This is a genomic window from Streptococcus suis YS56 (genome assembly GCF_000440115.1).
GTDB classification, from domain to species: domain Bacteria; phylum Bacillota; class Bacilli; order Lactobacillales; family Streptococcaceae; genus Streptococcus; species Streptococcus suis_L.
In genome coordinates this window covers 1-12,497 of sequence record NZ_ALMY01000079.1, presented here as the reverse complement: position 1 = coordinate 12,497, position 12,497 = coordinate 1, and the positions used below count along the sequence as shown (strand labels likewise).

At 40.9% G+C, this 12,497-nt stretch carries 13 protein-coding genes; 11 read left to right on the top strand and 2 right to left on the bottom strand.

Annotation, left to right across the window (positions count from 1 at the left end; translation table 11 throughout):
• Nucleotides 1-53 precede the first annotated feature (53 nt).
• Nucleotides 54-629, top strand: a complete 576-nt coding sequence (locus SST62_RS01000000111715; protein WP_266578597.1) for a replication-relaxation family protein — start codon at nucleotides 54-56, stop codon at nucleotides 627-629.
• Nucleotides 630-741: 112 nt separating this feature from the next.
• On the opposite strand, the gene SST62_RS0109620 is transcribed toward SST62_RS01000000111715, so the two are convergent.
• Entirely contained in the window at nucleotides 742-1,314 is a 573-nt protein-coding gene (locus tag SST62_RS0109620) for a hypothetical protein (RefSeq protein WP_029187187.1), read from the bottom strand.
• A 10-nt stretch (nucleotides 1,315-1,324) separates the two neighbouring features.
• Complete coding sequence (locus tag SST62_RS0109615; protein ID WP_029187186.1) at nucleotides 1,325-1,921, bottom strand: CPBP family intramembrane glutamic endopeptidase; 597 nt, start codon at nucleotides 1,919-1,921, stop codon at nucleotides 1,325-1,327.
• A 137-nt stretch (nucleotides 1,922-2,058) separates the two neighbouring features.
• Between SST62_RS0109615 and SST62_RS0109610 the strand changes: the two genes are divergently transcribed.
• From SST62_RS0109610 to SST62_RS0109565, 10 genes are all read left to right on the top strand, one after another.
• A complete protein-coding gene (locus SST62_RS0109610) occupies nucleotides 2,059-3,726 on the top strand; it encodes a recombinase family protein (protein WP_029187185.1) in 1,668 nt (555 codons plus the stop codon).
• Nucleotides 3,727-3,848: 122 nt separating this feature from the next.
• The gene (locus SST62_RS0109605; protein WP_029187184.1) at nucleotides 3,849-4,883 is read left to right on the top strand and encodes a M42 family metallopeptidase; all 1,035 of its coding nucleotides are present in this window, start codon (nucleotides 3,849-3,851) and stop codon (nucleotides 4,881-4,883) included.
• 1 nt (nucleotide 4,884) lies between these two features.
• Nucleotides 4,885-5,622 carry a CBS domain-containing protein gene (locus tag SST62_RS0109600; protein ID WP_029187183.1) on the top strand — a complete coding sequence of 246 codons (738 nt, stop codon included), beginning with the start codon at nucleotides 4,885-4,887 and terminating at the stop codon, nucleotides 5,620-5,622.
• A gap of 16 nt (nucleotides 5,623-5,638) precedes the next feature.
• Nucleotides 5,639-6,106: a deoxycytidylate deaminase gene (locus tag SST62_RS0109595; protein WP_029187182.1), complete on the top strand. Its 468-nt coding sequence runs from the start codon at nucleotides 5,639-5,641 to the stop codon at nucleotides 6,104-6,106.
• 372 nt (nucleotides 6,107-6,478) lie between these two features.
• On the top strand, nucleotides 6,479-7,669 hold the full coding sequence (gene metK / locus SST62_RS0109590; RefSeq protein WP_029187181.1) for a methionine adenosyltransferase: 1,191 nt from the start codon (nucleotides 6,479-6,481) through the stop codon (nucleotides 7,667-7,669).
• Between the two features lie 30 nt (nucleotides 7,670-7,699).
• On the top strand, nucleotides 7,700-8,311 hold the full coding sequence (locus tag SST62_RS0109585) for an NAD(P)H-dependent oxidoreductase (RefSeq protein WP_024381638.1): 612 nt from the start codon (nucleotides 7,700-7,702) through the stop codon (nucleotides 8,309-8,311).
• Nucleotides 8,312-8,461: 150 nt separating this feature from the next.
• Nucleotides 8,462-9,721: a UDP-N-acetylglucosamine 1-carboxyvinyltransferase gene (locus SST62_RS0109580; protein WP_029187180.1), complete on the top strand. Its 1,260-nt coding sequence runs from the start codon at nucleotides 8,462-8,464 to the stop codon at nucleotides 9,719-9,721.
• Nucleotides 9,722-9,816: 95 nt separating this feature from the next.
• Nucleotides 9,817-10,389 carry a GNAT family N-acetyltransferase gene (locus tag SST62_RS0109575; protein WP_029187179.1) on the top strand — a complete coding sequence of 191 codons (573 nt, stop codon included), beginning with the start codon at nucleotides 9,817-9,819 and terminating at the stop codon, nucleotides 10,387-10,389.
• Nucleotides 10,386-11,246: a methionyl aminopeptidase gene (locus SST62_RS0109570; RefSeq protein ID WP_024384998.1), complete on the top strand. Its 861-nt coding sequence runs from the start codon at nucleotides 10,386-10,388 to the stop codon at nucleotides 11,244-11,246. The genes SST62_RS0109575 and SST62_RS0109570 overlap by 4 nt, the downstream gene beginning before the upstream one ends.
• Nucleotides 11,247-11,270: 24 nt before the next feature.
• On the top strand, nucleotides 11,271-12,200 hold the full coding sequence (locus tag SST62_RS0109565; RefSeq protein WP_029187178.1) for a YihY/virulence factor BrkB family protein: 930 nt from the start codon (nucleotides 11,271-11,273) through the stop codon (nucleotides 12,198-12,200).
• The last annotated feature ends 297 nt before the right edge of the window (nucleotides 12,201-12,497 follow it).

Below are 12,497 nucleotides of genomic sequence, written 5' to 3'. Positions count from 1 at the left end.
AAAAACTATCCAACCTTGGGCTTATCCATCATCTTGAACGCCGAATCGGTGGCGTGCGAGCTGGGAGCGGTTCGTATGTTTGGCACATCACCCACAAAGGGATTAAGGCACTTCGAGAAGTTGAGCCGAACGTCAAGCTCAAGCTAAAAAACCGCTACGAACCCACGCAAAATCACCTCAAGCACCAATTGTTTGTGACACAGTTGTTTGTGGAGCTGACAACACTTCACTTGGACGGCAAAATCACTCTCGATAATTTCTCCTTTGAGCCAAAATGTTGGCGGAGTTTTGCGACCTTGTTTTCGCATTTCACACTCAAGCCAGATGCTTTTGTACGACTGACTATTGGCGAATTCGAAGAAAATTATTTTTTCGAAGCAGACAATGCCACTGAGCATATCGGAAGAGTGATTGCCAAATGTAAGCAATACATCGCCTACTTCAATACAGGCATTGAGCAACGAGAAAACGAGGTCTTCCCGTTAGTGGTTTGGATTGTGCCAGATGAAAAACGTAAGATAGCAATTCTCAATCGTATCAAGGAAGATTTAGACGCTTACTGGGAGCTTTTTGAAGTGGTAACACTGGACGGATTTTCAGGTTTTATACAAGGAGGACAAGATGACTAAGGAACAGAGACGTAAAATCGGTCAAGCGACATTCATTATATTGCGGAAGTTCGCAGGAAAAGAGTCTCTTGAAAAGAAAATCAGACGGTTGATTTTGGAGAAGTGATGAGTCTTATTTCAAATATCCACTGAACAGAAAAGATGTATGCATATTTACTGCCAATAATATGGTGGAGAGGTAATAAAAAATATGCATATCTTCAGCATTAATGAAGCTTAGCAATAAAATAAATAGAATAACCAAAATATTTATTGACTGGAGGATACCTTCTCTTCCTGAGCTGTATTTTTTGATCTTAATGTATGTATATAGATACCCTAGAATTCCTAGAACAGCCATGGTTCTAACTAAAAATATAAAATCGCTAACATTATTATTGCTCGAAAACAATATTATCTGATGTTCTAAAGTGGCGGTAGTAAATACAACAAATAAATCTATAAAGTACAATCTCCAAGACCGATATTTTAAAGCCGCTAATAATTGACTTTGGAATATCCTTAAAAATAATACGAATAAAAACAATGCTAATGCGATATTTTTATGGTTAACACCCCTATAAAGAATTTTGTTTAAATGTTCTAGGAAAATAAAAAATAACCCTCCATGAACAATAGATAGAATAAATAGATAGACTTCTTTGAAATCATTAAAATGAAGTCTATCTTTGTCTTTGCTAGCCAATTACTCCACCTCAATCTATTACTCCAGCTAAAATTGTCACAATTCCCAATACAGCATGGCTTACGCAAACTCCTAGTAAGTTATTAGTTTTTCTGTAACACCTATACCAGATAATACCTATACAGAATGTAAGAATCAGAGTCCAGAAGTCTTTATATATAATATGTACGAAGCTATATAGAGCTGAAGATATAATCATTTTACTTCTTTCGCTCGCATTAAGTCTGGTAAGAATCCTTACCAACGCACCCCGATATAAAAACTCTTGAGCTGGAGAAGAAATGAAAATATAAAAAAGATAGAAGGAGAATGTTTCATTAGGTGAAAATCGACCACCAATACCAGTTAGATATAAAAATACTCCCAGTATTCCTAAAATTACGGTAAGAACAGCAACATCCTTTATAGATTTAGCCGATGAATTGAAAGAAAGTCCCATCTCACTATTCCGGTTTCCTGTTGATTTCATTAATATATACACCAAAATAGAACCAATGGTTAGATAAATAAATTTATGATTAAAATCCAGCAATCCTACCAGTATTAATAGCGGTAGCAATAGGTAAAATAAAATAATTACAGATAGATAAAAGTATTTAGTCTTCATAGAATAACCCCCTCTTACTATCTTATTCTATCATAAAATATAAACTTTATTCGCTAAAATTCGTTAATTGACTGGACTTCCTGCCCACTTCGAGCTATCATGTCAGTGGGTTATAGGTGAATCGAAAGGAGCACACTATGAACAAAAGCACATTGACATTTGAAGAAATCAAGACACAGAATTTAGAAAATCTACCAGATAGAATAACCGCTCTGTATTGTCGCTTATCCGCTGAAGACGCCAACGAAGGAGAGAGTAACTCAATTTCCAATCAGAAACAGATTCTCGCCCAAGTGGCTATGCGTGAAAACTTGCCAAATCCATTCTTCTTCGTGGACGATGGTTTCTCGGGTTCGAACGCCCAACGACCAGATTTTCAGAGGATGATGAGTTTAGTGGAGGCTGGCAAAATTCAAGCGGTTATTGTAAAAGATTTAAGTCGTCTCAGCCGAGATTATCTCCTAACTGGGCAACTGACCGAAATTACTTTTCCGTCAAAAAATATCCGCTTCATCTCCTTAAACGAAAATCTGGATAGCAACAAACGCAACAGCCAAGATGCCTACCTCGCACCTCTAGTGTCCCTGTTTAATAACTGGTATTCGCTTCAGTGTAGTGAAAAAATCAAGTTGTCTAAGCACACTAAGGCAAAAACTGGTGAGAAAATTGGCTGGATTGCACCGTACGGTTATCTCAAAAATCCAGAAAATCCCAAGGAGTGGATGATTGACGATTATGCCAGTCAAATTGTGAAACGAATTTTCAAGGAGTATCTCTCTGGAAAACCTATCGCTTCTATTGCGAATGACCTTCGAAAGGACAAGGTTCTAACACCCGCCAACTACAAGAAAAAGTTGGGGATTTCGAATTATCGCGTGCTTGAGAGTGACCCATTCCACTGGAAAAGCCAGATGATTTGCCAGATGCTCGAGAAAGAGGAGTATACTGGTGCAACAATCAATCTCAAGACTGCAAAAATTTCCTACAAACAACGAGGATGCAAATTGCGACCTCGAGAAGATTGGTTGATTTTTCCAAATACACACGAAGCGATTATTTCGCAGGAGGATTTCGAAATGGCACGCAAAATGCTTGGTCATAAGCGAGTAAAACGCAAGAATCACTGGAAAGATACCGCTGGTCACGAAAATCTCTTTGCAGGTTTGGTTTTTTGCGAAAATGGACATAAACTCAGTTTTTGCCCACAACAAAAGGACGACATCAACCTCGACCACTACAAGTGTTACCATTATCGTCGAGCTGGCGATACTTGTTCGGGTTCGCACTATCTTCGCAAGGAAACTCTGGAAGAATTAGTGTTAGGTGACCTTCAGCAACTAATTTCTTCTATTCAATTCAACGAGGAAGAATTGCTCACAAAACTAAAGTCTCGCTTTGACATTCGAGAGAGTAAAAAGCAGGATAGCTTACGTAAACAGTTAAATAAAGCCAAAAAACGTTCGCTGGAGCTAGACACAATTATCCAAAGGCTTTATGAAAAGCAACTGCTAAGTGAGATTAGCGATGAGAGATTTAGAAAATTGGTGGACAGTTACGAGAGTGAGCAAGCTGAACTCAACCAACAAATTCAGGAATTTCAAGAGGTTCTGGTTAGCCAGACCGAATATGTGGAAAACATTGACAAGTTTATGCGAACTATTCGCCAACACACAAAACTTGAAACTTTAACAACGCAGTTAGTGAATGAGTTAATTGACAAAATTATCATTCACCAACCAACTGGACGTGGCAAAAATCGCCAAGTCACTATTGAACTACATTACCGATTTATCGGAGAACTATAAAACGAGCGAACTAAAACTCGCTCGTAGAATAATAACTAATGGACTGCTCGTTGAGGGGTGGACATTATAGCAAAAAAATGTTCTAAAACATGATATAATAGTTTATAAATAAGGAGGTTTTCATGAAGACACTTGATTACATCGTTAAACTGACCAATACACCGTCGCCAACGGGTTATACGACAGACATTATGAATTACATCAAGGCAGAAGTGGAAGGTTTCGGCTATGAGGCTATCAAGACTGCAAAGGGTGGCATTTTAGTTACAGTTCCTGGGGAAAATGACCAGAAACATCGGATGTTGACTGCTCATCTGGACACTTTGGGTGCCATGGTGCGTGCAGTCAAGCCAGACGGCCGACTCAAAATGGATTTGGTGGGAGGATTTGGCTACCCTTCTATTGAAGGAGAAAACTGCCTGATTCATTGTGCCAAGAATGGTAAGACCTTTACAGGAACGATTTTGATGCACCAAACTTCTGTCCATGTCTACCGAGATGCTAGCACCGCTGAGCGCAATCAGACCAATATGGAAATTCGTTTGGACGAAAAAGTGACCAATGCGGACGAGACGCGGGCCTTGGGTATTGAAGTCGGAGATTTTATATCATTTGATCCTCGGACTGTTGTGACTGAAACTGGCTTTATCAAGAGTCGTCACTTGGATGATAAGGTATCCGTAGCTATCTTGCTTCATCTTTTGAAAGTCTATAAGGAAGAGGGAGCGACCTTGCCTTATACGACACATTTCTATTTTTCAAACAATGAAGAAATCGGCTACGGTGCTAACTCTAGCATTCCAAGTCAGGTGGTTGAATATCTGGCGGTCGATATGGGGGCAATGGGAGATGATCAGCAAACTGACGAATACACAGTTTCTATCTGCGTAAAGGACGGCTCAGGTCCTTATCATTATGAGCTCCGTCAGCACTTGGTAGCCTTGGCTGAAAGAGATGGAATCCCTTATAAGCTGGACATTTATCCTTACTATGGCTCAGATGCTTCAGCTGCCATGCGGGCGGGTGCGGATGTCAAACATGCCCTGCTTGGTGCAGGAATCGAGTCTAGCCATTCCTACGAGCGGACCCATTTGGATTCGGTCCATGCGACTGAGCGAATGGTGGATGCCTACTTGAAATCAGCAATGGTAGACTAAGATGAATGAAAGCCGTTTTTTAGAGTTATTCAATGACTTGGATAAGGTCTTGCGTAAGGTCTGTGGAGTTGCGGATGGGGAATATGCAGATGTTGGTTCCATGCTAGCCAAAGCCAAGGAATTGACGCGACATAATCCCGTTGAGGCTAATTGGGACAATCTCTACGTAGCTAGACAGCTCCGTAATCTTATGGTCCACGAAAGACGAACGAGTTTGAAAGAAGTAGCTCAACCTTCGCCAGAATTGATTGCCGTCTTGGAAAAGGTCATTGCCCAGTACCAAACACCCATGACCATTGAAACTTACTTACAAAAAACTCAGAAGATCAAGCCTATCATATTTGATAGTCGGGATAAAATGCTCAAGGCTTTGGAAATCGTCGAGCGAGAGCATGTTTCCAAGTTTCCCGTTTTTTCTGGCAAGTCCTATCAAGGTTTGGTTTCCGATAAGGGCTTGGCCAACTGGTTAGCAAAAACGAGTAAGGAAGTAAGCTCAATCCGTGATCAATTAGTAGAAGCATGTTTGGCAGATGTATTGGTCTGTGAGGAAGATAGTATCCAAGTGGTTATTTTACCAGCGCAAACAAGTCTTTACCAGCTGATCAATCATTTCCAAGGACAGAAACGGACAACGGTTTTGGTCAGTCGTCAATCCAATGGACACCTTCAGTCGCCAGAGGATATTGTAGGTATCATTACAGCTCAAGACTTAGTAGCAATTTATGGAATGGTGGATTGAGCGGAAAGGAGAAATCATGTCAACAAATCGTTTAGCTTGGGATGAGTATTTTGCGGCTCAGGCGCTTTTGATTGCCAATCGGGCAACCTGTAAGAGAGCCAAGGTCGGTGCGGTTTTGGTTAAGGACAATAAAGTTATCGCAACAGGCTACAATGGTTCTGTTTCAGGAACCGAACATTGTTTGGATCAGGAATGCCTTATGATTGATGGTCATTGCGCTAGAACCCTGCATGCGGAAGTCAATGCTATTTTACAAGGAGCGGAGCGGGGAATTCCAAAAGGTTTTACTGCCTATGTGACCCATTTTCCATGTCTCAACTGCTCCAAGCAATTGTTACAGGTTGGTTGCCAACGTGTCGTCTATATAAACGAATACCGAATGGATGATTATGCCCAGTATTTGTATAAAGAAAAGGGCTGTGAGTTGGTTCATTTACCGCTAGAAACAGTCAAGCAGGCCATTGCAGAAGCAGAATTTATTTAGTAAGGGAGGTTGTCTTGCACACCTCTCTTTTTTTAGAAAAATACTAGGATAGTCACCTAATATATGCTATACTAGAAACGTTATTAAGTCCCGAAAAGGTAGTTATCAGACTAGTTCTTGATTACTATTTTCAAATAGGAGGAAGTTATCGGAGTAAGGTAACTTCTTTTTATTTTTCAAGAAAGAACTGCACATACTGGAAGAACTATGATATACTAGAAACGTTATTAAGTCCCGAAAAGGCGACTGAAGGAAGTGGTTGCTGATAGTAGATGCCATTCCTTTGCTCAAGACTGGTGTCTTTCGCAAATCCCTCCTTTCAGTCGGTGCTTTGTAACCTTGATAACAATTTATTTTAAGGGGGACATGTTTATGTCAGAACGTAAGTTGTTTACGTCTGAATCTGTTTCGGAGGGTCATCCGGACAAGATTGCAGACCAGATTTCAGATGCCATTTTGGATGCTATTTTAGCAGAGGATCCAGATGCGCACGTAGCGGCGGAAACGGCTGTTTATACAGGTAGTGTTCATGTCTTTGGAGAGATTTCAACCACTGCCTATGTGGATATTAACCGTGTGGTACGTGATACCATTGCAGAGATTGGCTATACAAAAGGTGAGTATGGTTTTTCAGCTGAGTCGGTTGGGGTTCATCCGTCACTTGTAGAGCAATCGCCAGATATTGCCCAAGGCGTCAATGAAGCTTTGGAAACTCGTCAAGATACTAGTCAAGATCCATTGGATTTGATTGGTGCAGGTGACCAGGGGCTCATGTTTGGTTTTGCAGTAGATGAAACGCCAGAGCTCATGCCGTTGCCAATTTCACTTAGCCACAAATTGGTGCGTCGTTTGGCCGAGTTGAGAAAATCTGGTGAAATTGCTTATCTCCGTCCAGATGCTAAGTCACAGGTAACAGTTGAATACGATGAAGACAATCAACCTGTTCGTGTGGATACAGTCGTTATTTCGACCCAGCATGATCCAGATGTTAGCCAGGAACAAATTCGTCAGGATATGATTGAGCGTGTGATTAAGGAAATCATTCCAGCTCAATATTTGGATGATCAAACCAACTACTTTGTCAACCCAACTGGTCGCTTTGTTATTGGTGGACCTCAAGGGGACTCTGGTTTGACAGGTCGTAAGATCATCGTTGATACCTATGGTGGTTATTCTCGTCATGGCGGAGGTGCTTTCTCTGGTAAGGATGCGACCAAAGTGGACCGCTCTGCATCTTATGCGGCACGCTACATCGCTAAAAATATCGTCGCAGCTGGTTTGGCTAAAAAAGCAGAAGTTCAACTGGCCTATGCAATCGGTGTTGCTCATCCAGTTTCTGTTCGTATTGATACATTTGGTACAAGTACAGTGGCGGAAAGCAAATTAGAAGCAGCTGTTCGTCAGATTTTCGACTTGCGCCCAGCTGGTATTATTCAAATGTTGGACCTCAAACGTCCGATTTACAAGCAAACGGCAGCCTATGGTCACATGGGTCGTACAGATATTGATCTCCCATGGGAGAAATTGGACAAGGTGGAAGCCTTGAAAACTGCTGTTTTGTAATGAAATAGTTGTCCATTTAGTGAGAAGTTTGTGAAAGCGTTAATTGTCTTTGCACACCCTAGAAAAGAAAGCTTTACACATGCTTTGGTTGATAGAGTGGCGGAAGCTCTGCTGGAAAATGGAGCAGAAGTCGTCATACGAGATTTATACGAAATAGGATTCGATCCCGTGTTACGTGGAGAAGATACCATTCATATTGAGGATGGTAAATTTGTACGTCAGGCAACTGTTTTTCCAGCAGATGTTCAAGTTGAAATGGATTTGATTGCCGAAAGCGACTTACTAGTCTATATATTTCCGAGTTGGTGGAATGGAATGCCTGCTATTATGAAAGGTTACGTAGACCGTGTATTTCAACATGGCTTTGCTTACAGTTTTGAATCTGATGAACCACGTAAATTATTTTCCACTAAGAAAGCTATTTTCTTTACGCCAACAGGGCAGCCACAAAATGCAGATGGAAGTCTGACACCGATTGATCAAGCGATGAAAACCCTGACCTCAGAATGGCTTTTCAACAGCAACGGTGCTCAAGTCATTGACCATATCTTCTATGGGCGAGTACCTTATTTAACGAGAGAAGAGCTGGAGCTGTATCTCGTGGATGCAAGAGAGCAAATTCAGAGAATTTTTCATAAATGATGAAGAGAGATTCACTAATAGTATATAAATATGAAGGACTGAGTTCATTGGCTCGGTCCTTTTGCCTGCTATATAACTAGCTTTTTCTAAGACTTTATGATAGAATGAAACGTATGCCTTTTTAGGCAATTTAAGAAAGAGAATGTTAGTATGAGAAAAATTGTAATTAATGGTGGAAAGGCATTAAGTGGTTCGGTGACTGTAAGTGGTGCTAAGAACTCAGTAGTTGCCTTGATTCCAGCCATTATTTTATCAGATGGAATTGTTACACTAGACGGTGTTCCCGCAATTTCAGATGTAGATAGTTTGATTGATATTATGGAAACAATGGGTGCGACGGTCAAGCGTGATGGTGAGACGCTTGAAATTGATCCTCGTGGTGTGCAAGATATGCCAATGCCATTTGGTAAAATCAACAGTTTACGTGCTTCTTATTATTTCTACGGGTCACTCCTTGGTCGTTTTGGGCAAGCAGTGGTAGGTTTGCCAGGTGGGTGTGATTTGGGACCACGTCCGATTGATTTGCATTTGAAAGCATTTGCGGCAATGGGAGCTGAGACGACCTATGAAGGTGACTATATGCGCTTGGAAACTAATGGTCAGCGTATTCAAGGGGCACATATCTTCATGGATGTTGTCAGCGTCGGTGCGACAATTAATACTATCTTAGCAGCTGTCAAAGCAGAAGGCCGTACAGTTATTGAAAATGCGGCGCGTGAACCTGAAATTATTGATGTAGCAACTTTGCTTAACAATATGGGGGCACGTATCCGTGGTGCGGGTACAGATATTATCACCATTGATGGTGTAGATAGTCTAAAAGGAACACGTCATCAAGTGATTCCAGACCGTATTGAAGCAGGGACTTATATTGCCCTTGCTGCTGCTGTTGGTGAAGGTATTCGCATTGATAATGTCCTTTATGAACACTTAGAGAGTTATATCGCTAAGTTGGAAGAAATGGGTGTTCGCATGACCATTTCTGAAGATAGTATTTTTGTTGAAAAGCAAGAGAAATTGAAGGCGGTAAGTGTGAAAACTTCACCTTATCCAGGTTTTGCGACAGACTTGCAGCAACCCATTACACCTTTACTGCTTAAGGCAGAAGGTACTGGTACGATTGTTGATACGATTTATGAAAAACGTGTTGGTCATGTGCAGGAGCTTGCAAATCTTGGAGCAAAAATCTCTACTCGTAACAACCATATTGCCTTTGAAGGTCCAAATCAACTGACGGGTACATCTGTTAAAGCTACTGATTTGCGTGCGGGAGCCGCAATGGTTATCGCTGGTTTAATGGCTCAAGGGCGTACAGAAATTACAAACATTGAGTTTATTCTACGTGGTTACTCAAATATTATTAATAAGCTGACAGAATTAGGTGCAGATATTCAATTGATTGAGGATTAGAGAGTCTAATTGAGAACTACTTTCTCAAAACGTAAACGATTAAAAAAACGAAACAATCTGGGGCTGGGAGTAATTCTCAGCCCCTTGGGTACACTATGACACTTTGGACAAGACTAGCGAAGTTTGCTTGCTTTGAAACGGACCGTTTGTATTTACGACCATTTTCTTTTGAAGATGGAGAAAGTTTCTATGAAATTGTATCAAATCCTGAAAATCTTCCTTTTATCTTTCCAGCTTTGGAGGACAGAAATATTGCTTTTTCGACAATGGTTGAAAAATTTATGCGTTCACCATTGGGAAACTGGGCCTTAGTTGATAAGCATTCGGAGAGGATGATTGGTGCGCTTTGCTTTGAAAAGGTAGACGAACGTCAACTTTCTGCGGAGCTCAGCTATTTCCTAAAAAAAGACTACTGGAGAAGAGGTTTGATGACGGAAGCAGTGCGGACTTTAGTCTATCTAGCTTTTTATGAGTTTGGTCTGAGGGAGCTGGTTATTGTTACTCATGAGGAAAATGTGGCCAGTCAGATGGTGGCGAAAAAAGCTGGTTTGGTACAGGTTGCGCAGTATCGTGGAAGTGACCGCTATAGCCATAAAACAAGAAATTATCTAAAATTTAGCTTGAAGAAGACAGATTTTAAATTAGAAATGTATGAGGAGAATGAATGATTACCATTAAATCACAACGAGAAATTGATGCAATGAACCGTGCTGGAGATGTTCTGGCTGGTATTCATATTGGTTTGCGAGAGATTATCAAGCCAGGCGTGGACATGTGGGAAGTAGAGGAATATGTCCGTAAAACGTGTAAGGAAAAGAATGTTTTGCCACTCCAAATTGGTGTTGATGGAGAATTGATGGATTATCCTTATGCGACTTGTTGTGGATTAAATGACGAGGTCGCTCATGCCTTTCCGCGTCATTACAAACTTAAAGAAGGTGATTTACTGAAGGTCGATATGGTTTTGAGTGAGCCCTTAGACAAAGCGGTAATTGATGTTTCTAAGCTCAACTTTAATGATGTCAAGGCTATGAAGAAAATCACCCAGACCTATCGTGGTGGTTGTGCGGATTCCTGCTGGGCTTATGCGGTTGGTCAGGTCTCTGAGGAAGTTCAAAACTTGATGGACGTGACTAAGGAATGTTTGTATCGTGGTATCGAGCAAGCCGTTGTTGGTAATCGTATCGGCGATATCGGTGCTGCTATTCAAGAATATGCGGAAGGTCTTGGCTACGGTGTTGTTCGTGACTTGGTGGGTCACGGCGTTGGACCAACCTTCCACGAAGAGCCGATGGTTCCTCATTATGGAACTAAAGGTCGTGGTCTTCGCTTGCGTGAAGGCATGGTTTTGACTATCGAGCCTATGATTAATACAGGGACTTGGGAAATCGATACAGATATGAAGACAGGTTGGGCTCATAAGACACTTGATGGTGGTTTGTCTTGCCAATACGAACACCAATTTGTCATCACCAAAGATGGTCCGGTCATTTTGACGAGTCAAGGTGAAGAAGGGACTTACTAAAATTGTAAGAAAGAAGGAGAGGGAATGAAGAAAACCAAATTAGTTGAAGGTTTGAAAACATTCTGCTCAACCTTCTTTTCTTTTTATCGGAACGCTGATATTGATGTGACAAGTGTTGCAGTAGCTTACTATCTGTTAATTTCTATTTTCCCTATTCTTCTAACTCTTGCGAATTTACTGCCATATTATCCATTTGATGTGGATATGATTTTATCGGTTGTAGCTGAATTTGTGCCAGACAAGCTCTATCCTTCGGTTTCATCTTTTATCACTTCTGTATTAACAAAGCCGTCGTCATCATGGTTAGGGATTTCAATTCTGACCACTCTTTGGACCCTGTCACGTAGTATGACCATTTTGCAGAAGGCCTTTAATAAGGCTTATGGCATCAATGAACACCGTGATTTTATTATTGGGCACTTGATTGGCATATTTTTAGGAATTGGTCTGCAGGTAGTTATCCTCTTAAGTATTACGCTTTTGACTTTCGGGCAGGCAGTTTTTTCTTATATTAATAAGCTGGTTCCTATTGAAGACGCCTGGCTGAAGGGACTTCTTAGTCAAACACAGTTAGTAGGTTTAATGGCTCTGTTTGCCGCCTTGGTTATGCTTTATTTCTTTTTGCCAAATGTTCGGATAAAAAAAGTTCGATATGTTTTTCCAGGAACCTTGTTTGTTCTGTTGACGATGACTTCTATTGGAAAGTTATTTTCGATTTATGTTGATAATTATGCCAATAAGTTGCTGGATTTTAGAATAGTAACAGCTGTCGTCTTTCTTGTTTTTATGCTTTGGTTCATTTTTATGGCTCAGGTACTCATCGTTGGTGCAATGATTAATGCTACGGTTCAAAGTATGCAGGTAGAAGAGTTTCATGCCAGAGATGGGGATATTGTTTCTATCTTGAATAGGATAAAGGCAAGATTTACAGCGATAGATAAAGAATGGGAGTGAGAAAGAACTCTATTTTCAAAAATGAGTTCGTCAACAATTTTTCGTTTTAAGTTGTTGAGCTGAAACAGTCTATCCCCAGACTGTTTCACTCCCACCCCCGCACAGCTCAAACTGTCTGGGAGACAGTTTGAGGTTGGAGATGAAGCGAACTCTGTTCGCAACAGTCGTAATGGTCAGATTTGGAGTGTGAAACGCGAACAAATCTGCCAATCAACCACTGCGCTGAGATGTTGACACGAACTCTGAGAAATGAGGTTGGTCTTTTTGCCCAACCTCATTTCTTATCTTTAAAGTAAC

Bases quoted from the DNA above. Each gene is read 5' to 3' on its own strand.
- SST62_RS0109595 (WP_029187182.1), top strand. From the start codon at position 5,639: ATGTCAACAAATCGTTTAGCTTGGGATGAGTATTTTGCGGCTCAGGCG.
- SST62_RS0109580 (WP_029187180.1), top strand. From the start codon at position 8,462: ATGAGAAAAATTGTAATTAATGGTGGAAAGGCATTAAGTGGTTCGGTG.
- SST62_RS0109615 (WP_029187186.1), bottom strand. From the start codon at position 1,921: ATGAAGACTAAATACTTTTATCTATCTGTAATTATTTTATTTTACCTA.
- SST62_RS0109605 (WP_029187184.1), top strand. From the start codon at position 3,849: ATGAAGACACTTGATTACATCGTTAAACTGACCAATACACCGTCGCCA.
- SST62_RS0109600 (WP_029187183.1), top strand. From the start codon at position 4,885: ATGAATGAAAGCCGTTTTTTAGAGTTATTCAATGACTTGGATAAGGTC.
- SST62_RS0109575 (WP_029187179.1), top strand. From the start codon at position 9,817: ATGACACTTTGGACAAGACTAGCGAAGTTTGCTTGCTTTGAAACGGAC.
- metK (WP_029187181.1), top strand. From the start codon at position 6,479: ATGTCAGAACGTAAGTTGTTTACGTCTGAATCTGTTTCGGAGGGTCAT.
- SST62_RS0109565 (WP_029187178.1), top strand. From the start codon at position 11,271: ATGAAGAAAACCAAATTAGTTGAAGGTTTGAAAACATTCTGCTCAACC.
- SST62_RS0109610 (WP_029187185.1), top strand. From the start codon at position 2,059: ATGAACAAAAGCACATTGACATTTGAAGAAATCAAGACACAGAATTTA.
- SST62_RS0109570 (WP_024384998.1), top strand. From the start codon at position 10,386: ATGATTACCATTAAATCACAACGAGAAATTGATGCAATGAACCGTGCT.